This is a genomic window from Vibrio sp. bablab_jr001, from assembly GCF_016464285.1.
In the GTDB taxonomy this organism is placed as follows: domain Bacteria; phylum Pseudomonadota; class Gammaproteobacteria; order Enterobacterales; family Vibrionaceae; genus Vibrio; species Vibrio fluvialis.
Map to the genome: position 1 here is coordinate 174,062 of NZ_JACDWZ010000113.1, position 23,191 is coordinate 197,252.

Genomic DNA, 23,191 nt, shown 5'->3' on the forward strand with positions numbered 1-23,191 from the left:
AGATATTAACTATAACTTTGATTCGCGCTACTGAAAAGGTGCATCAGCGTACGGGTTTTTTGATGCATAACAGGAATCGGCGCAAATACATCCATTATGATGAGACACACTTAAATTAAAGGTAACGGATAACGCGCGTGATTAACAAGATTCGTACTCAACTAGTTCAAAATGCCGCATCAATTTTGAGATCCCCAATCCACTTATTGCCCAAATCTGTGCAAAAAAAAGCCTTGCTGGATGGGCTCAAACTCGCCTTTCATGAAGCGCTAGACGACGGAGACTTCGAATTTCTTGAAGATAAATGGCTTAAAGTCGAAATTCGTGACCTGAATTTACGCTGGTTTATCAGTTATGAGAATGACAATCTTATCGTGGCTGATAATGTGAAGCACGAAGATGTGAGTTTTAGTGGCGATCTGAATGACCTGATTCTGATTGCCGGACGCAAAGAAGATCCGGATACCTTATTTTTCCAGCGCCGCCTGTCGATTGAAGGTGACACAGAACTGGGACTGGAAGTGAAAAATTTGATGGACAGTGTGGATTTGGAACAATTACCCAAAGCATTGCAAATTTTACTTCACCAACTCGCCGATTTTGTGCATAAAGGCATGCAAACGCCAAATACACACAATGAGGTAGTGAATGCTTATTCGAACTGAGGCTCCAGCGGACATTCTGGCCGTCGACCGCTTACTGAAAGAGGTCTTTGACACCGAGGCTGAAGCCAATCTGGTCATGGCATTACGCGAAAACGGCCATCGGACTTTGTCATTGGTCGCGTGTGATGATGAGGGCGAAGTGGTTGGACATGCCATGTTTAGCCCGGTGCATCTCAACGGTGAAGATCTTAACTGGCAGGGGCTTGCTCCACTCGCCGTGAAGGCTGAATACCGTAAGCAGGGCTTGGGTGCAGAATTGGTGCACGAAGGTCTGGCTTCACTGGGTGAACTGGGGTACCCGGCGTGTGTTGTTCTGGGGGACCCGGCCTACTATTCCCGTTTTGGTTTTACGGCTGCCGATGAGCAGGGTTTTCGCTGTCAGTGGGATGTACCAGCTGGTGCGTTCCAGATTGTCGCGTTGTGGGACGATGAACTGAAAGGGCGCAGTGGCGAAATTCAGTACTGCCCAGAGTTTTCCGACTTGGCATAAACGGCTTGCCATTTTCCAAAGCAACGATGTGAAGGAGCCTGTGGGCTCCTTTGTTTTTTCGCTTTTTCGCGCTGCGCTTCTTGAGTGGATTCGCGGAAGTTTGTTAGCATGACGCGCATTGAAATTATGAGCAACTCAACATGTCTGATCACCAACAGCAATACTTACACGCCATGGGCATTCAGAGCTGGGAACTGGTACATCCGGAACGTCTGCAGGGCTATCAGCCGACGCTGGCACCATTGGACGAAGGTTGCCGCTTGCTGTTGGTCTGCGCCAGCCACCCGACGGCAGCAGAAGCGATACTGTTTGAGCGTGTGTTGAAGAGTTTCCATTTACCGTTGAGTACAGCACGACATGTCTACCCGCATCAACTGTCTCAGCTTGAACTGGCTGGCCTGGAGTGGATATGGTTTGCCGGCTGTGACGTGGCTGCTGACACTTCTGCGAATCGTCTGATCTCACCAGCGCTGGCTGAGATTGACGGTCATACCCAACATCGCCGTGATTTATGGCAGCAAATTTGCTCATACGGAGCACAATCTTAATGACGATTCAGTTTATGCCAATGGCACCGCAGCATACCCAAGCGGTGTATCAGATTGAGCAACGTGCCCATACCCATCCTTGGTCAGCAAACATGATTGGCGATTTATCCAGTCGGGGGGCCTGTCATTACGTTATGTTGGTGGATGAGACGCTGGTGGGCTATTTCTACGCGCAGAATATTGTCGGTGAAGTGACACTGCTCAATATCGCCGTTGATCCGCAGCAGCAGGGCAAAGGCTATGGTCGCCAATTGGCCGAGTATTTTCTGGAGATCTGTGAGCAAGCGGGCGCGGAGAGTGCCTGGTTGGAGGTGCGCGAAAGCAATCAACGCGCCTATGCTCTCTATTCGGACCTTGGATTTAACGATATTGACCGCCGGGTGAACTACTACCCTACGGCCAATGGGCACGAAGATGCGATCATCATGAGCTATCTGTTTCTGTGATCATTTAAGGCCAAACTGGCGGGCTGCTACTGGTTCCAGAAGCTCATGATAGCGGTTGTGAGTGAAACGCTGAGCCATCTCTTTCGCGTTGAGCGGCTTATCAAACAGATAACCTTGGAACTGCTCGCATCCCAGCGCTTTCAGCGCATTGAGTTCAAAAGTATCTTCTACTCCTTCGGCAATCACTTCCAGCCCCAGTCGGCGGGCAATCATGATGATGGTATCGACAATCGCCTGATCGCTGTCATCAAGATGCAACTGTGTCACGAATGAACGGTCGATCTTCAAGACATCGACCGCCAGATGTTTCAGGTAGCGCAGCGAGGAGTAGCCGGTACCGAAATCATCGATGGAAATGTTGAGCTGAAACTCTTTCAGGCGCGCCATTTTTTCAATCGCACTCTCTACATTTTCCAGCAGCAGGTTTTCGGTGATCTCCAGTTCGATGTGTTCACCAGTGATGCCAGCCTGATGCAATGTCTCGTGGATGTGATCGACAAACGAATCCTGAGCAAATTGCAGCGGACTGATGTTAATCGCCAGGCGTTGAAACTCGTCAGGCAGCACGCCGTCTTTCTTCCACTGCGCGTACTGATAGCAAGCCTGTTCAATAATCCAATTGCCGATTTGCAGTATCTGCCCGGTCTCTTCTGCAATCGACATGAACGCGCCCGGAGGCAGTACCCCTTTCTGTGGATGATTCCAGCGAATCAGTGCTTCCACGCCGATGATCTGATGATTGAGGTTCACCTGTGGCTGATAGTAGAGCTCAAACTGATTGCGGCTCAGCGCTTCATGCAAGCCTTTTTCGGTTTCGAGGAATGATTCCACCTGAGCCTGCATTTCCGGCTCATAAAACACGTATTTGTTGCGACCGCAGACTTTGGCCCGGTAGAGCGCGGTATCGGCCTGACGCAGAATATCGATGTTGGTGGTGCCCAGTGACGGGAACATCGAGATGCCGATACTGACGGAGCAGTAGAGCTGGTGATCATCAATCGAATACGGGTTGGAAATCAGCGCCAGCAACTGCTTGGCGACGTTCTCCACCCGATCATTGGGCAGAGTGGGGATCAAGACCACAAACTCATCACCGCCGATACGCGCGGCAATATAGTCGTGTTTAGCCCACGCTTGCAGACGGGTGGCGATCGCTTTGATCAGCTTGTCACCAATGGTGTGGCCGAGCGAATCATTGATGGTTTTAAACCGGTCCAGATCGAGGTAAAACAGCACACCACTCTGCTGCGTTTGCTCAGCCTGATCGAGGGATTTACTCAGCATCTGTAGCAACAGGCTGCGGTTGGCCAACCCTGTTAGACTGTCGTAATAGGCGAGCTGGTTGAGTTTGGCTTCGGCCAGTTCCCGTTCATGCCACAGGGTTTGAAACGAAGAAGCAAGTTCGCTCAGCTCGCTCTCCTGATTCAGTGGCGGCGGCGAAATGTTGTGTGGCGTATCCGGTAGTGAGCGCACCCAGTTGATCAGCGTGGTGATCGGCAGCGACAACTTACGGTAGAAGAACACCAGCAGAATCGACGTCAGCAAAATGTTGCGCAGCAGATCGAACAACAACACCCGTGTCGTCTTGGCAATGAAATCTTTGGCGATTGAACTACCGTCGATGGAAAACGTTAATGTTCCCACCACCACGTTGGAATTGGGTTGATGCAGGTCAGCCTGAAATGTTGGAACATCGGGAGTGAGATAGCGCGACAGCAACTGAATAAACACGCCCTGCGGTTTGACCTCCTGTTCCATGCGCGCCAGATCGTCACCAAAATCATCGACGATCGCCACGCGGTAGATACCGGGATCGGCCATCAGGCTGGTGGCTACTTGCTCTGCCAGTAAATGATTGAGATGGTACGCGGCTTGGCTGGCGTTCGCATAGCTTTGCATCAGGCGAAAATGGTAGTGTTCCTCAATTCGCCCGCGCTCCTGATGCAGGTCGACCAGCGTATGATAGAAGCTGAAGCACAACCCCAATAGTACGGAGACCAGAAAGACGGTCTTGGCTTGGCGAAACGCTAATGAATGTATCTGCTTGAATCTGGTCATAGAGGTTGAGCATTCCCTGTTCTTCCTTATCAGTTATAGTCCATAATTGCAGAGAAATTAATGGCAAAGTAAAAACTCAGCTTTTATTCCATTCGTGTCTTAAAGTTGCTCCCAAGGCCAAGATCAGCGAGAATACCGCGCAAATTTGAACCGAAAGGCTAGGGCGCGGCTTTAGTCCCCGTTTTAGCATCAAGAGAAGATCCGTTTCATGTCTACTACACCTTTTGTGGGCGAAGTATCCAAGCGTCGTACTTTCGCCATCATCTCGCACCCGGATGCGGGTAAAACAACCATCACTGAAAAAGTGTTGCTATTCGGACGCGCGATTCAAACGGCCGGTTCGGTCAAAGGACGTGGTTCAGCACAGCACGCGAAATCAGACTGGATGGAGATGGAAAAAGAACGGGGCATCTCGGTCACCACCTCTGTGATGCAGTTTCCTTACCGCGATGCGCTGGTTAACCTGCTTGATACCCCGGGACACGAAGACTTCTCCGAAGATACTTACCGTACCCTGACGGCGGTAGACTCGTGTCTGATGGTGATCGACGCGGCAAAAGGTGTTGAGGATCGTACCCGCAAACTGATGGAAGTCACCCGTCTGCGTGATACGCCGATCGTGACGTTCATGAACAAACTCGACCGTGAAATCCGCGATCCAATGGAATTGCTCGATGAAGTGGAAAACGAGTTAAGCATCGCGTGTGCGCCAGTGAGCTGGCCGATTGGTTGTGGTAAAGAGTTCAAAGGCGTATATCACATTCATCGTGATGAAACCGTGCTGTATGCGACCGGCCAAGGCCACACCATTCAGGAAGAGCGCTTTATCAAAGGCTTGGATAACCCAGAGCTTGATGCTCAAGTGGGTGAAGATCTGGCGATGCAACTGCGTGAAGAGCTGGAACTGGTGCTGGGTGCCTCACACGAGTTTGACCGCGAACTGTTCCTGAAAGGTGAACTGACGCCGGTATTCTTTGGTACGGCATTGGGTAACTTCGGTGTTGATCACATGCTGGACGGCCTGACAGAGTGGGCTCCGGCACCACTGCCACGTGAAGCAAATGAGCGTAAAGTCGAAGCGACCGAAGAGAAATTCAGTGGTTTCGTGTTTAAGATTCAGGCCAACATGGACCCGAAACACCGCGACCGTATCGCGTTCATGCGTATCGTATCCGGCACTTACAAGCAGGGTATGAAGATGAACCATGTACGTCTGGGCAAACAGGTGAGCATTTCTGATGCAGTCACCTTCATGGCAGGCGACCGTTCACGCGCAGAAGAAGCGTTTGCGGGCGATATCATCGGCCTGCACAACCACGGCACGATTCAGATTGGTGACACCTTTACCCAGGGGGAATCACTGAAGTTCTCGGGCATTCCTAACTTTGCACCAGAGCTGTTCCGTCGTATTCGCCTTAAAGATCCATTGAAGCAGAAACAGCTGCTGAAAGGTCTGGTTCAGTTGTCGGAAGAAGGTGCGGTGCAGGTGTTCCGTCCGCTGCAAAACAACGATCTGATCGTAGGCGCGGTGGGTGTGCTGCAGTTTGATGTGGTCGTGGCGCGTCTGAAATCAGAATACAACGTGGAAGCGATCTACGAAGGCGTGAACGTAGCGACGGCTCGCTGGGTAGAATGCAGCGATGTGAAGAAATTCGAAGAGTTCAAACGTAAGAACCAGAGCAACCTGGCGCTGGACGGTGGTGATAACCTGGCGTACATCGCGCCAACCATGGTGAACCTCAACCTGGCTCAGGAACGTTCTCCGGAAGTGACATTCCGCGCGACCCGCGAGCACTAAAAGAGTGTTGACCGCGTCAGCCTGTAGGGGGGCGCGGCAATCGACGGTCATAAAAAAGCCGATGCTGTGCATCGGCTTTTTTCGATCTTAAGAGTCAGAATTATTTTTTCTTCTTCTTTGCGCTGCTTTTTTTGCTGACAGGCTTTTTCGTGGCCGTCTTTTTCTTGCTGTCGTCTTTTTTCTTTTTCTTAAACACGGGTTTTTTGTGTTTAGGACGCATGCCATCGACATAGCGCTCTTTGATGTCTTCTTTCAGGTAGCGCGCTACACGGTCCATCATTGGTTGGTCGTGGGCTTCTACCAGAGAAATCGCGATGCCTTTCTTGCCCGCACGAGCAGTACGACCGATACGGTGCAGGTACACATCCGCGCTGCGTGGCAGATCGAAGTTGATCACGTGGCTCACATCCGGTACGTCGATACCACGTGCAGCAACGTCGGTCGCCAGCAGAATGTTAACGCTGCCGTCACGGAAGCGGCTGATGGCGTTGTTACGACGATCCTGTGGCATTTCACCCTGAATCCACGAACAGGCAATTTGCGCGCTTTCCAGCACCGCACGGACTTCCGCCAGACGCTCACGTGTTTTGAAGAAGACGATCGCACGCTCTGATTGCTGCGTCAGAATCGCTTTCAGCAGATCCAGTTTGTGGTTCATGTCATCGGCACGGTGATACCACTGAGAAATCTTTTTGCGCTCACGACGTGGCGGCTCAGCGTTGACTTCGGCCGGCTCTTTGAGCAGATCCGCGGTGAAACCTTCGACGCCACGACCTTCCAATGTGGCTGAGAACAGCAGCGTCTGTTTACGCCAGCGACACTCTGCTGACAGACGATCGACCACCGGGCCAAAACCCATGTCCAGCATGCGGTCCGCTTCGTCCAGGATCAGCCATTCAATCGCACGGCAGTCAAAACGTTCCGCTTCGATGTATTCCAGCAGACGACCCGGCGTTGCGACCACGATATCTTGCGTGGTTGCCAGAATGTCAGCGTGTTCCTGATACTGCACACCACCGGTGATGGTGAAAATGTTCAGCTTGGTGTACTTCGCCAGTTCACGTGCCTGCTCTGCAATCTGCATCGCCAGCTCACGAGTCGGAGTCAGCACCAGAATACGGGCCGGGCCCGCTTTCTTGCGTGGGAAATCCTGCAGGAATTGCAGCGCTGGGATCACGAACGCGGCGGTTTTACCGGTACCGGTCGGAGCGGATGCCAATACATCTCTGCCGTCCAGGGCTTGGGGAATCGCTTCGGCTTGAACTTGAGTCGGGCGTTCGAAGCCCATTTCCTCGATAGCTTCAAGAAGATTTGGGTCCAGTTCTAGGTCAGCAAAGGTTTTGATCACTGTTATTTACTCCGCGAGCGCTGGGCTGATCAGTCTAAATTAAAGGGCGCACATTATAGATGGATCATCGACCAGATCACATCTTTAATTTCTACATCTTCAGATAAAAAGCGCGAGTTAAGGCGATAAAGTCGGCACTGTAGTCTGCGCCATCCTGAATAATGAGCGTGCTGAGTTGCGTTTGGCACGGCTCTCTTTGTAGCTCAAACAATAAGCGGTGTACAGGTTTGCGCGCTGAAGGTTGCACGTCGCAGCGCCGTGCCAGATGCCAGCCTTGTTGTGTGGCCAGCGTAATCAATTGTTCGCCCTCCACGATGGGCAGAATCAGGCTGGCTTTGCCTTCTGGCGTAAGCAGACGCGCCATCGCACCGAGCAAATCGCTGTGGTTTAACGTATCAGTGTGGCGCGCGGTTGCCCGCTGCGCATGCTGAGATTGCTGGCCGTCATTAAAATACGGTGGGTTACAGATGATGGCATCAAACGCGGCATTGCTCTGAGTGGCGAGAATGTCTTGTTGATAAACATGAATGCGTGCCGACCACGGTGACTGTTGTGCATTGTAGCTGGCGGCCGCAAACGCATGCGGGTCGATATCGACGGCTTCAATTTGCGCGTTTGGAAAACGCTGGGCACACATCAGAGCAAGCAATCCGGTCCCCGTGCCGATGTCGAGAATACGTTGAGGCGGCTTTGAAAATGCCCACGCACCGAGCATGACACCGTCAGTACTGACCGGCATACCACTTTGCCCACCCTCAATGGCAAATTGCTTAAATTTGAAGCCTTTAGTCTTTAATGTGCTACTTTTCATGAAAATATCGATTTCATCCAATCATTAAGTAATTATGTCTGTTGTTATTTTATTGTGTGGTTTTTTGTGCTGACTGTTGTGGTTTTGTAGGTGCTAATGATCGAAATATCGTTCTGTCTATTTTTTAACAATCGGTGGATTTCACTGCTTTTTGGCGAAGATTATAAATTAATGTAGTGTTTTTGGCTTTGCTATTGCGAAAAGTCAATGGTTTCGTCATTATTCGCCCCCTAATTTAAGGTTGGGAGCTTAAGATTCCCCGCCTAATGCATACACAACATTCATGACATTTTAATAAGGGTTATCTGTGAAGCAGACGTTAAAACTAACAGATATTGCCGCTTTAGGCTTTATGCTTTTCGCGTTCTTTTTGGGCGCAGGGAACATCATTTTTCCTCCTTTGGCCGGCCAGATGGCGGGCGAAAACCTGATGCCAGCGATGGGCGGTTTCCTGCTCACGGCCGTGGGCCTTCCTCTGGTTTCGATCATCGCGGTGGCGATTGCTGGTGGTAGCTGGCAACACCTGACGAAAGATCTTCCGGCTAAAGTAGCCACTCTGATTGCGGTGCTGATTTTTATCATTATCGGTCCAGCTTTTGCGGCTCCGCGTACAGGTCTGGTGGCATATGAAATGGCGGTCAGCCCGCTGTTTGCTGAAACTTCGCAAATGCATCTGACTGCGTTCTCAGTACTGTTTTTTGTTGTCGCGATGTTTTTTTCCTGGTCACAAGGTCGTCTGATCGATCTGATCGGTAAACTGTTGACGCCAGCGTTGTTCATCGGCCTGATCGTTCTGGCGGTGGGCGTGTTTATGGATCCGCAAGGCGAGTGGATGCCAGCGTCTGGTCCATACGCGACTCAACCGTTCACCAAAGGTTTCCTGGAAGGCTACAACACCATGGATACTCTGGCGGCACTGATGTTCGGTATGCTGATTGTTGACGCGCTGCGCAGCAAAGGTATCACTGAAGCGCGTGCCACGACCAAGTATCTCATCAGCTCAGCGTTCATTGCTGCATTTGGTTTGGCATCGGTTTACGTGTCTCTGTTCTATCTCGGCGCAACCAGCTCGGCGATTGCAGGCGGTGCAGACAACGGCGGCTTCATTCTGAGCCAATACGTGCAGGCGCTGTTTGGCCCATACGGCCAGGTGGTTCTGTCGACTATCGTTCTGCTGGCGTGTCTGACTACCGCAATTGGCCTGATCTCGGCGTGTTCAGATTACTTCAGTTCGCTGACTAAAGTGCCTTACCGCGCCTGGGTTATCATCAACGGTGTGGCGTGTGCAATTGTGGCTAACGTAGGTCTGGCACAACTGATCGCACTGTCTATTCCGGTTCTGGTTGCCCTTTACCCAGTGGCGATTGCTCTGGTTCTGCTGGCGTTCGTGCGTCATAAACTGCCAAACCCGAAAGCGGCATTTCGCGTCGTCACGCTGGTGGCGTTCCTGTTCGCACTGATCGATGCGGCGAAAGTCGTCGGCATTGATGTTTCAGCATTTGAAGTTCTGCCACTGTTTGATGTTGGCATGGGCTGGGTGCTGCCAACCTTCGCGGCACTGGTGTGTATGTTTTTCGTTGCCGGTTCTGTGCGCGAAGAGCTGCAACAGAAAACAGCCTAATTGTTAGATTGAAAGCAAAGGCGGATGCGGTGTCATCCGCCTTTTTTATTTGCGGCGATTTTCCGTCTGAGCAGATAAAAACCCTGCGCAGAGAGGCGAATTTTTCCTGTATCTTCGTCACATTTTTCAGTAGAATTCTGCGGTTAAATTCTATTCATAAAGTCAAAATCAAACATGTTTGAAATCAATCCAATTAAAAACCGCATTCAGGATGTGTCAGAGCGCACAAACGTCCTGAGGGGGTATCTTTGACTATGACGCCAAGAAAGAGCGTCTAGAAGAAGTCAACGCAGAACTTGAACAACCGGATGTCTGGAACGAACCTGAGCGTGCACAAGCGCTGGGTAAAGAACGTTCAGCTCTGGAAGCGGTTGTTGAAACCATTAACCAGCTGGATCAAGGTGTCGATGATGTAGAAGGTTTACTGGAACTGGCGATTGAAGCCGAAGACCAGGAAACATTCGACGAAATCGGCCCTGAACTGGACGAGCTGGAAACTAAGCTGGAACAGCTGGAATTCCGCCGCATGTTCGCCGGCGATCACGACTCCTCTGACTGCTACCTGGACCTGCAAGCGGGTTCTGGCGGTACGGAAGCGCAGGACTGGACATCCATGATGCTGCGTATGTACCTGCGTTGGGCAGATGCCAAGGGCTTCAAAACTGAAGTGATCGAGGTATCGGAAGGTGACGTGGCTGGCCTGAAATCGGCGACCGTTCGCATCGTCGGCGATTACGCTTACGGTTGGCTGCGTACAGAAACCGGTGTTCACCGCTTAGTTCGTAAATCACCATTTGACTCAGGCGGTCGCCGTCACACGTCATTTGCGTCTGCGTTTGTTTACCCAGAGATTGATGAAAACATCGCGATCGACATTAACCCGGCGGATCTGCGTATCGACGTGTACCGCGCTTCGGGTGCGGGTGGTCAGCACGTTAACACCACGGAATCTGCGGTACGTATTACCCACCTTCCAACCAACACCGTTGTACAGTGTCAGAACGACCGTTCTCAGCACAAGAACAAAGATCAGGCGATGAAACAGCTTCGTGCGAAACTGTTTGAGCTTGAACTGCAAAAGCAGAACGCTGAGAAACAGGCTAACGAAGACGCGAAATCGGACATCGGCTGGGGTAGCCAAATCCGTTCATACGTGTTAGATGATTCTCGAATCAAAGATTTACGTACCGGCGTTGAAAACCGTAATACACAAGCGGTTCTTGACGGTGACTTAGACAAATTTATCGAAGCTAGCCTGAAATCAGGTCTTTAAGCTTTTTACCGACAAAACAGGGTACATGCAAAATGACTGATGCTGTTCAAAACGAAACGAATCAAGAACAAATCGCGCAAGAAGAAAACAAACTGATTGCAGAGCGTCGCAGCAAGTTAGAGCACATTCGTAAGAGTTGTAAGGCGAACGGTCACCCAAATGACTTCCGTCGTGACAGCCTGGCGGGTGATCTGCAAGCTGAGTTCGGTGAAAAGAGCAAAGAAGAACTGGAAGCGCTGAATCATGTTGTTGCCATCGCAGGCCGTGTAATGGCAAAACGTGGTCCATTCCTGGTTATTCAAGAGACTTCAGGCCGCATTCAGGCTTACGCATCTAAAGATGTGCAAAAAGAGCTTAAAGAGCAGTATCAAGGCCTGGATATCGGTGACATCATCGGTGTGAAAGGCGCGCTGCACAAATCCGGCAAAGGTGACCTGTACGTGAACATGGATGAGTACGAGCTGCTGACCAAAGCACTGCGTCCTCTGCCAGAAAAATTCCACGGTCTGACCGACCAGGAAATGCGTTACCGTCAGCGTTATGTTGATCTGATCGTGAACGAAGATTCACGTAACACTTTCATCATTCGTTCTAAGCTGGTGAGTGCAATCCGTAGCTTCATGACTTCTAAGGGCTACCTGGAAGTGGAAACGCCAATGATGCACGTGATCCCGGGTGGTGCTTCTGCACGTCCATTCGTGACGCACCACAATGCTCTGGATATCGATATGTACCTGCGTATCGCGCCAGAACTGTACCTGAAGCGTCTGGTTGTCGGTGGTTTTGACCGTGTGTTTGAAATCAACCGTAACTTCCGTAACGAAGGCCTGTCTCCTCGTCACAACCCAGAATTCACCATGATGGAATTCTACCAAGCGTACTCTGATTACGAAGATCTGATGGATCTGACTGAAGAGATGCTGAGCACGGTTGCGATGAACGTGCTGGGTTCCACTTCAATGCCTTACGGCGATGAAATGGTTGAGTTTGGCGGCAAGTACGCACGTATGAGCATGCTGGACGCGATCAAACACTACAATCCGAACCACACTGAAATCCAGGCTCTGGATTACGATAAAGTGCAGGATCGTGAGCACATGGTGGCGATTGCGAAATCTGTTCATGTTGAAGTGGAACCGTTCTGGACTTGTGGCCAGCTGCTGGAAGAGATCTTCGGCGAAACGGCTGAGCCTAAACTGATTCAGCCAACTTTCATCACTGGCTACCCAGCGGACATTTCTCCACTGGCACGTCGTAACGATGATTTCCCATTCATCACTGACCGTTTCGAGTTCTTCATTGGCGGTCGTGAAGTTGCAAATGGCTTCTCTGAGCTGAACGACGCGGAAGACCAAGATGCGCGCTTCAAGGCTCAGGTAGACGCAAAAGATGCGGGCGATGACGAAGCGATGTTCTACGATGCAGACTACATTACTGCACTGGAACACGGTCTGCCGCCAACCGCAGGCCAGGGTATCGGTATCGACCGTCTGGCGATGCTGTTCACCAACTCTCACACCATTCGTGATGTGATCTTGTTCCCAGCGATGCGTCCTCAACTATAATTGCTGATAGTGAATTGAAAAGCCGCCATTTATGGCGGCTTTTTTTATTTAAGCAGTAATAACTTCCATATATGAGGGGTTATCCCCACTGTTTATTTGCCAAGGGATGTGGCTTAATCCTGAGCGGTAGTAGAAAGTTTTCTAATTCCTTTCTAGTCTTACATTTGAGACAGATTCTAACCACAAGTCTCGTTAATGTAACGTCAGTGGTGAAGGTGCCAAATAAGTAGCACTGCAAAATAATTTTATAACAATAAGGATTCAGTTGATGGGCACTCAATTCCGTATGGACTCCGTGCCAGGCTCGTTAATCGTCGTTGGTGGTACCTACGAGCCGTGGCTTTCGGTGTTAGAACAAGTGGGGTGGCGATGTACTCAGTGTGCGGACTTGCGCAAAGCGGATCTGCTGTTTACTGAAACAGGGCCATGTATTGGTATTGTCGATTTAAGCCATGATGAATTTAGCCTCAATGGCATTGCGAATCTGGTGAGCAGCCATAAGCAAGTTCGCTGGCTGGCGTTTATTCGCGAATCTCAGCTCAGTTCCGATACGATTTGCCAGTTCATTGTGAACTTCTGTATCGACTTCTTTACCGCGCCGATCCCGGACACTCAACTACTCAGCACAATTGGCCACCAGCTTGGCATGTTAAAGCTTGAGAAAAAAGTCTGGCCGCATTATGGCTCCAACGGAGACATGGGGCTGATTGGTGACTCGATCCCGATGAAGCGTTTGCGTGATCAAATTAAACGTATCGGGCCGACGGACGTCAGCATTCTGATTTACGGTGAAAATGGTTCTGGTAAAGAAACCGTAGCGAAGGCCATTCATAAAACCTCTTCTCGTTCGCAAAAGCCGTTTGTTTCGGTTAACTGCCGAGCCATGTCAGAAAAGCGGATTGAATGTGAGCTGTTTGGTATTGGTTGTGATGATGATTCTGTCGCGCCGTTGCTGCTGCAAGCTGATGGGGGAACGCTGCTGCTCAATGACATTCTGACGCTGCCTAAAAGCCAACAGCTGAACCTCCTACGTTTTCTGCAGGAAGGTACGGTAGATACGTCAAATGGCAGTAAAGCGGTTGATGTCCGCGTTCTGGCCGCGAATTCATCGGACATTGAGAAAGCGCTGATCGACGGCGATTTCAATGAAGAGCTTTATCACTACATTAACGTGCTGCGCATCAATGTGCCGAGTCTGAAAGAGCGCGCGGCGGATGTTGCGGTACTGGCGAAGCACTTTTTGCGGGAATACTCCAAAGAGTACAACGCACAAGCTCGCAGCTTTTCGGAAGACGCAATGCGCGCGCTGACCCGTTACCACTGGCCAGGTAACGTTCGTGAGTTGATGAACCAACTTAAACGGGTTGTGTTGATGTCCGATACCATCATGCTGGAAGAGGCACATCTGGATTTGCCAAAGCGCGGCGATGGCAAACGCAGCCTGAAAAGCATTCGCGAACGTTCGGAGCGTGATGCATTGCTGCTGGTATTGGAGTCACATTCAGGACAAGTCTCGACAGCGGCCAAAGAGCTGGGGGTATCCCGCGCGACCATGTACCGTTTGCTCAACAAGCATAACTTGATTACCGACGGCACGTTTTGATGCTCAGCCAAGCCACCTACGGGTGGCTTGTTCATTTCAGCACACAATATCGGGTTGGCATGACATGAGCACAAACAAATATGTTGCATATTCGGTTATTACTCCGATGAATACATTATATCTTTCTGTTATTACGCAAAATGCTGGCGATATTGGTTGTTTTTTCGCTAAGTGTTAATTAAAGGTTGAAGATAATACTCAGTTGCATAGAATTTAACCGTGAGTCTAGCTCACTGAAAACACACTTCTTTTTGGATTAATGATTTTTGCTTGGAGGCGCATTATGAAACATTTCGTATCGATTCATACCCTTTGCGCTTCTATTAACGGTTCATCTGCCGCGACCGCAGCACCCATGTCTGCCGATCGTCGTTGCGATGATAACAAGAGCAAAGATATCTAATTAATCCGTAACCTCTGATAGGCTGCGGAAAATGGCAGCTAGCAGGGGTAATCCCAATCAATTCAGCGAAGTAGCGCCATTTTTCCAGTCTTAATTTTCTAAACTGGAGAAAAATCATGCGTCATTCTGTTTATCTACAACTAGCCACTCTATTGGTACGTGCTGATCTGCGTCGTGAAGAACGTGAATGGAAACGAAAAGTACGTCGTAGTGCATTTGATATTCCATGGCACAACGAACATTTACTGAAAGATATCGGCTTGCAAGTGGACGGTCGTCCAATGGGCAGTAGCGTACCTGATGCGATCAAAGCGGACCGCCATGTGCGTCATATCCGTCGTGTCTTAAGTGCGCGAATACCGACGTAAACAAGCGGGGCTGGCTGCTGCGCCAGCCCCGCTTAAACCCTAAGGGCAGGGATTGGAGTAGAGTGTGCCAATTTCCTGAATCTTAAGCAGTAACTCTTCACTCAACTCAAGTTCCAGACTATCAATGTTGGATTTCAGCTGTTGCAGGTTGGTGGCGCCGATGATGTTGGAAGCCACGAACGGACGCTGATTAACAAACGCCAACGCCATCTGGGCTGGATCGAGGCCAAACTCTCTAGCCAGATTGACGTACGCTTCCGTCGCCTTCAAGCCTTGTGGCGTAAAGTAGCGTTGAAAACGTTCGAACAAACTGCAACGCGCACCCGTTGGGCGGGCGCCATTGAGGTATTTGCCGCTGAGCACGCCAAATGCCATTGGTGAATAAGCCAGCAGTTTGACACCCTCATAGTGGCTGATTTCAGACAAGCCCACCTCAAAGCTGCGATTGAGCAGGTTGTAGGGGTTCTGAATCGAGACCATGCGCGGCAAGTCGTGTTTTTCAGCCAGACGCAGATACGTCATCAGCCCCCACGGTGTTTCGTTGGACACACCGATGTAACGCACTTTGCCCATGCGGACTAAATCACTGAGTGCTTCCAGAGTTTCAATCAGAGTGACATCTTCCTGCTGATCCGGATAAGGGTAATTGAGCTGACCAAAGGTATTGGTCTGGCGTTGTGGCCAGTGCAGTTGATACAGGTCGATGTAGTCGGTTTTCAGGCGGCTTAGGCTGTCGTCGATCGCTTGATGAATATGACGATGATCGAGCGCCATATTTTCTCTTATATAGGGAACGTTGCGTGGCCCCGCGACTTTGGTCGCCAGAACGACTTTTTCACGCTTACCGGATTTTTCCAACCAGTTCCCGATGAACTCTTCGGTTTTACCCTGAGTTTCGGCTTTTGGGGGGACCGGATACATCTCTGCCGTGTCGATGAAATTAATGCCACGCTCCAGCGCATAGTCTAACTGGCTGAAGGCTTCAGCCTGCGTATTCTGCTCGCCGAACGTCATGGTACCAAGACACAGTTTACTGATTTCAAGGCTCGAGTGAGGCAGTTTGGTATATTGCATAGCACTTCCTTGTTTGTGTTCGGAACACACCACTTATAGCTTATTGAAACTAAAGCGGCTTTTGATATGAATTTCACTATAAGCGAAGAAATGGTCGGAAAGGAAATGAAATTTGTGTCACTCGGTAGCGATGGAACAAGGGCTGGAGCTATTGGAATGCTCGACTACACTGAGTAACAGGAGGTGAAGCGATGCATAAACGACAACTCAACAAATGGATGAACGCGGCACACAAACCGGGCTTTGTTCCGCCTAAAGCCTACGTCATTGGGTGTGCTGATGCGACTCATTATACGCTGGGCGTTGAGGTGAAACACCATATCGAGCCGCTGCTCGACAGAGGTCAGCCTCTGCATTTTTCGTCATTGAATGCCGCCAAAGCTCAGCTGTCGCGTTTGGGGCTGACTCAGGCTTATTTGCGTATGAGCTGCGCATATGAGGAGTGTGGTTTCGCCGGGAGTCAGAAGTTCAGCGATATTCCGTTACCGCTGCGTTAACCATCAATCGATGTTGTTCAGGCGTAGTAGGTCTCGAGAATGCGGGCAGTAAACTGGGTGCGTAAATAGAAACCGCGCGGCAGGGTTTGGATTGGCCGGCCATTCGCGCCATAGGCTTCGGTTTTCACCCGACCGTTGGCGGCTTTGGGGCGCAGTTGCAGCACCTCTCCGTGGCGCGCACTGATTTCGGATACCTTACCCAGCACGATAAATTCCATCAACTCTTCCCAGTCCGCTTTGAGCTGTGCTTCTTCTTCCGCAGACGGGCTCCAGATTAAAGGGGAGCCCACTCGGCGCTCAGCCAGCGGGATTTCCCGCTCGCCTTCAACCGGTATCCAAAGCACGCGCGACAGTTTGTTGCGCACATGGCTTTGCTCCCAAGTCAGGCCGTGCACTCCGGTCAGTGGCGCAACACAGACGAAGGTGGTTTCCAGCGGCTTCCCGCTATAGCTGATCGGGATGCTTTTAAGTTCAATCCCCAGTTGCTCAAAGTCCTGCTGAGGTTTGCTTCCGGCACAGGCACCTAAATGCCATTCCAGTAATTGACCAACCCAGCCCTTATCTTTGCGTAGATCGGGCGGCACTGTCATTTCGGCTTCACTGGCCAGATCCGCAAAGTTCGCTCCCGCAATGAGTTGCGCGCGCTCTAGCAGTTCTTGTTCGCTCTGGGGTTCTGGTTTCATAAAAAGTGCCGTTAGAAAAAAGGCGATTGTAGCAAATTTTCGGCGGATGAGGATCGTGGAGAAAGAATGATCAATGTGAGTAAAAGATCTACTATTAACGAGTTATCCACAGTTGAGTCACTAAAGTAAACGAAATTAATGTGATATGTATGCATAAACAGGGGTTTTTGTACGATCCGCTGGGAGGCCAGTGTGCTGGAAAAGCGCATTTTCTCCAATGTGTGTGGATAACAGCGTGATTGGTGGATCTTTGAGCGCTTTAAGTGGGCGAATGATCTTTCATCATTTTTCAATCAAGCTTATTCGCTGATTTATCTTTTAAATTATGATTTTTAACAATAAATTTGTTTTTGTTCTGCTGGTGATAGCAATGCGATGTGACTAGTATGACGGATTTTTTGCACAGTTCACGAGCTTCTGCACATGGTTATTCACAGAAAACGTGAATAAATGTGGTCTATGTCGCACTCTTCTGTTGATAACTTAAGTTTTGAGCAAAACTTATTCAATTTGAATGTTATCCGCAATAAATATCGTGTGAATCACATTAGTAAGTTTGCTCCCGTTGGGGATATGTGGAAAAATCAAAGCAATTAAGATTTTACTAGAGGTTTGCCAGTGATAGATGGCGATGGTTACCGACTCAATGTGGGTATTGTGATTTGTAACAACCATGGTCAGGTATTCTGGGCGAAACGATACGGGCAACACTCATGGCAATTCCCGCAAGGTGGAATTGATGAGGGTGAATCTCCTGAGCAGGCGATGTTTCGGGAGCTTTACGAAGAGGTTGGCTTAACGAAGAAGGACGTCAAAATCATTGCGACCAGTCGGCATTGGCTAAGATACAAGTTGCCAAAACGCTTGGTGCGATGGGATTCGCAGCCTGTCTGTATTGGACAAAAACAGAAATGGTTCTTACTGCGTCTGGAATGTGATGAATCAAAAATCAACATGCAGCGTGGTAATGCCCCTGAATTTGATGGTTGGCGCTGGGTGAGTTACTGGTATCCGGTGAGACAAGTGGTCTCTTTCAAACGTGACGTTTATCGTCGGGCGATGAAAGAATTTGCGTCATTGGCGATGCCGTTTAAAGAACGTAAAGTAAAAGGTAAGCGCAAAAATCGAAGAGGATAGAGATGCTCTCTCAGCTAAGGGATATAGTTGAACAGGTTTCAAAAGTTGAAGATGTCTATCAGGCGTTGGATATTTTTGTAAAACAGACATGCAGTGCGATGAGTACTGAATGTTGTACTGTCTATTTAGCAAACGAAGAGATGCATCGCCTGGAATTGATGGCTACTCAAGGTCTGAAATTCAAAGGCGACAAAATTCTGATCGATTTCGATGAAGGTCTGGTTGGTTTGGTGAAGCGTTCTGCCGAACCCATCAACCTGGCTGAAGCGTCTAAACACCCCAATTTTAAATATTTCAAAGAGCTGGGCGAAGAGGTGTATAACTCTTTTCTCGGTACTCCGATTATCTACCGCAAACAAGTGTTAGGTGTGCTGGTTGTTCAGCAGAAATCACCGCGCCTGTTCAGTGAGATGGAAGTCTCTTTCCTGGTCACGCTGGCAGCGCAGCTGGCGGTGATCGTTGCACATGCGCAAACACAAGGTCACTGGCTGCTGACGAAAAAGCAGCAAGCCATCAGCGGTATTCCTGCTTCTTCTGGTGTCGCGATTGGCGAGCTCTGGTGGGATGACTCACAACCTCAACTTGCGGATGTTTATCCGGCGTCGACGCTGGATATCGAACGTGAACACGAGTGGCTGACGCGCGCCATTGAAAACGCTCTGAGTGATTTTCGCAAGATGCGTAAAAAGCTCGACAGCGAAATCAACAAAGAAGCGCTGGCGATCTTCGATCTGTTTACCCACCTGTTGAACGATCCGATGCTGCGTAAAGATCTTAAAGCGCAGATTCAAAAAGGCGATCGCGCCGACTGGGCACTGCGTCAGGTGGTCGAAACCTATTCCAACCGTTTTGCCCGCATGTCCGATGCTTATTTGCGTGAGCGTGCTCAGGATGTGCGTGAGCTTGGTCAGCGTCTGCTGTTTTTCCTCTACAACACTGAGCATGATCAGCAACAGCTGGACAAGCCTATCATTCTGGTCGTGCGTGAACTCACGGCGTCCATTCTGGCGGCTTTACCTAAAGATAAACTGCTGGCTGTCGTCTCGCTCGAAGGGGCGGCCAACTCGCACGCTGCCATTTTGTCGCGCGCTCTTGGCATTCCCGCCATCATGGGCGTGTCAGTTAACCTCAAACAGATCAACGGTAAAAAGGGCATTGTCGATGGTTACAGCGGCAAGCTGTTTATCTCGCCAGCCAAGCAGATCCTCTCTGAATATCGCGCGTTAGCCAGCGAAGAACGAGAGCTGTCGAAAATGGTTAACGAAGCCATTTCGGAGCCGGCGTTTACACAAGATGGTAAACGTATCGAATTGCTGCTCAATGCGGGCTTGAGTGCGGATACCAATATTGCTATCAACCAGGGCGTGGATGGCGTAGGCCTGTACCGGACTGAAATCTCATTCTTGTTGCAGCACCGTTTTCCGTCGGAAGAGGAGCAAATTCAGCAGTATCGCACGGTGTTGGGGGCCTACCCGAGCAAGCGGGTGGTGATGCGTACGCTGGACATCGGCGGCGATAAACCTCTGCCATATCTGCCGATAGAAGAGGACAATCCGTTCCTCGGTTGGCGCGGGATTCGCTTTACTCTCGATCACCCAGATATCTTTTTGATCCAATTACGGGCGATGATGCGTGCCAGCAGCGAATACAACAATCTCAGCATTCTGCTGCCGATGATTTCAGGCACCAAAGAGCTCGATGATGCGCTGAAACTGATTCACCAAGCGTATGAGGAAACCCTCAAACTGGATGATAAGGTGGTGATGCCGGAAATCGGCATCATGGTGGAAGTGCCATCAATGTTGTATCTCTTGCCACTGATTGCCGACAAAATTGACTTTGTTTCCGTTGGCACTAACGACTTAACTCAGTATCTGCTCGCCGTTGACCGGAACAATTCCCGTGTGGCTGATGTCTATGAATCGATGCACCCGGCGGTGGTCATGGCATTGAAGCAGATTCAACAAACCTGCGAGCAGTACCAGATTCCCGTCTGTGTGTGCGGTGAGTTAGCGGGTGATCCGATTGGCTCTTTGCTGTTGATTGGGTTAGGGTACACCACCTTAAGTATGAACACGTCGAATGTCGCGCGGGTGAAGTACTTAGTGCGTCACTCTGATTTAAACGATTTGCGCGTACTTGCTGACAAAGCGCTGATGCAACCGTACGGTCATGATATCTATAATATGATGCTCACACACTTCGAAGACAAAGGCTTCGCCGGCTTTGTGAGAGCGGGAAAAAAATAGGAACAGAATGTGAGTATCGAATTAATGGCCCTGTTGTTGGTGTTAGGGTCGGTAGTCGGTGTGCTGGCAGGTTTGCTGGGCATCGGCGGTGGTTTGGTCGTCGTACCGGCATTACTGTTTCTGCTGCCTCAGGCAGGTATTTCCCCTGATATTGTGATGCAACTTGCGCTGGCAACGTCGCTGGCGACGATTATCGTCACGTCAGGCTCATCGGCACTCAATCATCTCAAACTCGGCAACGTGGATATGTTTGTCGTCAAATGGCTGTTGCCTGGTGTATTGGTTGGCGGTTTTCTCGGTTCGGTGATTGCAGAGTGGATCCCCAATCAGTACCTGCCGAAGGTGTTTGGCGTGATTGTACTGGTGCTGGCGTTGCAAATGTTTCGCTCCATTCGTGCCACGCACACCAAGCCGATGCCTGGAGCAGTGATGACCACTGTGTACGGCGGCGGTATCGGTGTGGTGTCGAGTCTCGCGGGTATTGGTGGCGGCTCGCTGTCAGTGCCATTTCTCAATCATCATGGTGTGGAAATGCGTAAGGCTGTGGGTTCGTCGTCGGTATGCGGTTTTATGATTGCTATCTCCGGCATGCTGGGCTTTGTTCTGCACGGTTACCATGCTGAAGGCCTGCCGCAGTACAGTGTGGGTTATGTGTATTTACCTGCGCTGGTGGCAATTGCTTCCACCTCCATGCTAACCACTCGTATCGGTGCCAAGCTGGCAACTCAGTTGCCAACTAAGGTGCTTAAACGTTTCTTCGCGGTATTCCTTATGTTCGTTGCCATCACCATGTTGATGCAATGATCTGATTTTAAAAGAGAAGAGAACACTATTTATGTCTCAGGGCTATCTTGAATTTCCAAACATTGACCCCGTTTTAGTTTCTATTGGGCCGATTTCTGTGCGCTGGTACGGCATGATGTATCTGATTGGTTTTATGTTTGCCATGTGGCTGGCGAACCGTCGTGCTGACAAACCCGGTAGCGGCTGGACTCGTGAGCAGGTTTCCGACTTGCTGTTTGCCGGCTTCCTGGGTGTGGTCATTGGTGGCCGTATCGGTTACGTGCTGTTCTATAACTTCGATCTGTTCTTAGCCGATCCTCTTTACTTGTTTAAAGTCTGGACTGGTGGCATGTCGTTCCACGGCGGTCTGCTGGGTGTGATCTCCGCTATGTTCTGGTATGCACATAAAAATCAGCGCACCTTCTTTGGTGTGGCCGACTTTGTGGCGCCGCTGGTGCCGTTTGGTCTTGGCATGGGCCGTCTGGGCAACTTTATGAACGGTGAACTGTGGGGACGTGTCACGGATGTGCCATGGGCGATTATTTTCCCGAATGCAGGACCGCTGCCTCGCCACCCGTCACAGCTGTATGAATTTGTTTTAGAAGGGATTGTGCTATTCCTGATCCTCAACTGGTTTATTAAGAAGCCGCGTCCGTTGGGGTCGGTAGCCGGGCTATTCCTCGCTGGATATGGTACATTCCGCTTCCTGGTTGAATTTGTTCGAGAGCCGGATGCCCAATTAGGCTTATTCGGCGGTATCATCTCAATGGGACAAATCCTTTCAACACCAATGATTATTGCTGGCGTGCTGCTGATGGTATGGGCTTACAAACGTGGCCTCTATAAAGACAGCGTGGCCGCAAAGTAAGGGTTCGAAGTGAAACAGTATTTAGATCTTTGCCAGCGCATTGTCGATGAAGGTGTGTGGGTGGAAAATGAGCGAACAGGCAAACGTTGCCTGACCGTGATCAATGCCGATTTAACTTATGATGTGGCCAATAACCAGTTTCCACTGGTGACGACACGTAAGAGTTTCTGGAAAGCCGCAGTGGCTGAGCTGCTGGGCTACATTCGCGGTTATGATAATGCGGCGGATTTCCGTGCACTGGGCACCAAAACTTGGGATGCCAATGCTAACCTGAACGACGCTTGGCTCAACAACCCGCACCGTAAAGGTGAAGACGATATGGGCCGTGTATATGGAGTTCAGGGGCGCGCGTGGGCTAAGCCGGATGGCGGACATATTGACCAGTTGAAGAAAATTGTCGATGACCTGACGCGTGGCGTTGATGATCGCGGCGAAATTCTCAATTTCTACAACCCGGGTGAGTTTCATATGGGCTGCCTGCGTCCTTGTATGTACAGCCACCACTTCTCGCTGCTTGGTGACACCCTGTATCTCAATAGTACGCAACGCTCGTGTGATGTCCCGCTGGGGTTGAACTTTAACATGGTTCAGGTCTATGTGTTCCTGGCGATTATGGCTCAGATCACGGGTAAGAAACCGGGTCAGGCGTTTCATAAGATCGTGAACGCACACATCTATGAAGATCAACTGGCATTAATGCGTGATGTACAACTGAAACGTGAGCCACTGGCTGCGCCTCAGTTCCACATCAACCCGAAAATCAAGTCGCTACACGATTTGGAAACTTGGGTAACGTTGGATGATTTTGAAGTGAGCGGTTACGAGTTCCACGATCCGATTCAATATCCGTTTTCGGTGTAGGGATGAGATAGTAAAAAACGCTGGCTGTGCTGGCGTTTTTTT

At 50.1% G+C, this 23,191-nt stretch carries 21 protein-coding genes; 16 read left to right on the forward strand and 5 right to left on the reverse strand.

From position 1 onward, the window contains the following. The first annotated feature begins 137 nt into the window (after positions 1-137). From JIG40_RS22415 to rimI, 4 genes are all read left to right on the forward strand, one after another. Entirely contained in the window at positions 138-665 is a 528-nt protein-coding gene (locus tag JIG40_RS22415) for an SCP2 domain-containing protein (protein WP_024374250.1), read from the forward strand. Then, positions 649-1,155, forward strand: a complete 507-nt coding sequence (locus JIG40_RS22420) for an N-acetyltransferase (RefSeq protein WP_024374251.1) — start codon at positions 649-651, stop codon at positions 1,153-1,155. The genes JIG40_RS22415 and JIG40_RS22420 overlap by 17 nt, the downstream gene beginning before the upstream one ends. Positions 1,156-1,295: 140 nt before the next feature. Continuing rightward, positions 1,296-1,703 (forward strand): DNA polymerase III subunit psi, encoded by a 408-nt coding sequence (locus tag JIG40_RS22425; RefSeq protein ID WP_158151754.1) that lies wholly within the window; start codon positions 1,296-1,298, stop codon positions 1,701-1,703. Further along, positions 1,703-2,149, forward strand: a complete 447-nt coding sequence (gene rimI, locus JIG40_RS22430) for a ribosomal protein S18-alanine N-acetyltransferase (RefSeq protein WP_143683192.1) — start codon at positions 1,703-1,705, stop codon at positions 2,147-2,149. Before JIG40_RS22425 ends, rimI begins: the two co-directional genes overlap by 1 nt. On the opposite strand, the gene JIG40_RS22435 is transcribed toward rimI, so the two are convergent. After that, entirely contained in the window at positions 2,150-4,207 is a 2,058-nt protein-coding gene (locus JIG40_RS22435; protein WP_055452134.1) for an EAL domain-containing protein, read from the reverse strand. A gap of 208 nt (positions 4,208-4,415) precedes the next feature. Between JIG40_RS22435 and prfC the strand changes: the two genes are divergently transcribed. After that, entirely contained in the window at positions 4,416-6,005 is a 1,590-nt protein-coding gene (gene prfC, locus JIG40_RS22440; protein WP_199466113.1) for a peptide chain release factor 3, read from the forward strand. Positions 6,006-6,105: 100 nt separating this feature from the next. Here prfC and srmB read toward each other — a convergent pair whose 3' ends face one another. Both srmB and JIG40_RS22450 read right to left on the reverse strand, forming a co-directional pair. After that, entirely contained in the window at positions 6,106-7,353 is a 1,248-nt protein-coding gene (gene srmB / locus JIG40_RS22445; protein WP_020332066.1) for an ATP-dependent RNA helicase SrmB, read from the reverse strand. Positions 7,354-7,444: 91 nt separating this feature from the next. Then, complete coding sequence (locus JIG40_RS22450) at positions 7,445-8,164, reverse strand: tRNA1(Val) (adenine(37)-N6)-methyltransferase (RefSeq protein WP_199466114.1); 720 nt, start codon at positions 8,162-8,164, stop codon at positions 7,445-7,447. 307 nt (positions 8,165-8,471) lie between these two features. Here JIG40_RS22450 and brnQ point away from each other — a divergent pair, with 307 nt between their 5' ends. The 5 genes from brnQ to JIG40_RS22475 all read left to right on the forward strand — a co-directional run bounded on the left by brnQ (position 8,472) and on the right by JIG40_RS22475 (position 14,997). Continuing rightward, on the forward strand, positions 8,472-9,785 hold the full coding sequence (brnQ, locus tag JIG40_RS22455; protein ID WP_020332069.1) for a branched-chain amino acid transport system II carrier protein: 1,314 nt from the start codon (positions 8,472-8,474) through the stop codon (positions 9,783-9,785). 174 nt (positions 9,786-9,959) lie between these two features. Next, positions 9,960-11,058, forward strand: a protein-coding gene (prfB, locus tag JIG40_RS22460) for a peptide chain release factor 2 (protein WP_100268275.1) whose coding sequence is annotated in 2 segments (ribosomal slippage) — positions 9,960-10,034 and positions 10,036-11,058 — 1,098 coding nt in all. Because the reading frame shifts where the segments join, the coding sequence is not laid out codon by codon here. A 32-nt stretch (positions 11,059-11,090) separates the two neighbouring features. After that, complete coding sequence (lysS, locus tag JIG40_RS22465; protein ID WP_020332071.1) at positions 11,091-12,623, forward strand: lysine--tRNA ligase; 1,533 nt, start codon at positions 11,091-11,093, stop codon at positions 12,621-12,623. A gap of 268 nt (positions 12,624-12,891) precedes the next feature. Further along, entirely contained in the window at positions 12,892-14,226 is a 1,335-nt protein-coding gene (gene vpsR, locus JIG40_RS22470) for a cyclic-di-GMP-binding transcriptional regulator VpsR (protein ID WP_024374499.1), read from the forward strand. A 519-nt stretch (positions 14,227-14,745) separates the two neighbouring features. Further along, positions 14,746-14,997 (forward strand): DUF1127 domain-containing protein, encoded by a 252-nt coding sequence (locus tag JIG40_RS22475; RefSeq protein WP_199466115.1) that lies wholly within the window; start codon positions 14,746-14,748, stop codon positions 14,995-14,997. 39 nt (positions 14,998-15,036) lie between these two features. Here JIG40_RS22475 and JIG40_RS22480 read toward each other — a convergent pair whose 3' ends face one another. Then, positions 15,037-16,071: an NADP(H)-dependent aldo-keto reductase gene (locus JIG40_RS22480; RefSeq protein WP_199466116.1), complete on the reverse strand. Its 1,035-nt coding sequence runs from the start codon at positions 16,069-16,071 to the stop codon at positions 15,037-15,039. A 191-nt stretch (positions 16,072-16,262) separates the two neighbouring features. On the opposite strand from JIG40_RS22480, the gene JIG40_RS22485 reads away from it, so the two are divergent. Continuing rightward, positions 16,263-16,568 (forward strand): DUF6482 family protein, encoded by a 306-nt coding sequence (locus JIG40_RS22485; RefSeq protein ID WP_020332076.1) that lies wholly within the window; start codon positions 16,263-16,265, stop codon positions 16,566-16,568. 17 nt (positions 16,569-16,585) lie between these two features. Here the strand turns inward: JIG40_RS22485 and mutH are convergent, their stop codons facing one another. Further along, positions 16,586-17,251 carry a DNA mismatch repair endonuclease MutH gene (gene mutH / locus JIG40_RS22490; RefSeq protein WP_061056180.1) on the reverse strand — a complete coding sequence of 222 codons (666 nt, stop codon included), beginning with the start codon at positions 17,249-17,251 and terminating at the stop codon, positions 16,586-16,588. 618 nt (positions 17,252-17,869) lie between these two features. Here mutH and rppH point away from each other — a divergent pair. The 5 genes from rppH to JIG40_RS22515 are packed head-to-tail and all read left to right on the forward strand — an operon-like array spanning position 17,870 to position 23,149. Continuing rightward, on the forward strand, positions 17,870-18,388 hold the full coding sequence (gene rppH / locus JIG40_RS22495) for an RNA pyrophosphohydrolase (RefSeq protein ID WP_020332079.1): 519 nt from the start codon (positions 17,870-17,872) through the stop codon (positions 18,386-18,388). Between the two features lie 2 nt (positions 18,389-18,390). Continuing rightward, complete coding sequence (gene ptsP, locus JIG40_RS22500) at positions 18,391-20,637, forward strand: phosphoenolpyruvate--protein phosphotransferase (RefSeq protein WP_020332080.1); 2,247 nt, start codon at positions 18,391-18,393, stop codon at positions 20,635-20,637. 9 nt (positions 20,638-20,646) lie between these two features. Next, positions 20,647-21,441, forward strand: a complete 795-nt coding sequence (locus JIG40_RS22505; RefSeq protein WP_020430552.1) for a sulfite exporter TauE/SafE family protein — start codon at positions 20,647-20,649, stop codon at positions 21,439-21,441. A 31-nt stretch (positions 21,442-21,472) separates the two neighbouring features. Further along, positions 21,473-22,288, forward strand: coding sequence for a prolipoprotein diacylglyceryl transferase (gene lgt, locus JIG40_RS22510; RefSeq protein WP_020332082.1), 816 nt, complete (start codon positions 21,473-21,475; stop codon positions 22,286-22,288). 9 nt (positions 22,289-22,297) lie between these two features. Beyond that, positions 22,298-23,149 (forward strand): thymidylate synthase, encoded by an 852-nt coding sequence (locus tag JIG40_RS22515; RefSeq protein WP_024374501.1) that lies wholly within the window; start codon positions 22,298-22,300, stop codon positions 23,147-23,149. The last annotated feature ends 42 nt before the right edge of the window (positions 23,150-23,191 follow it).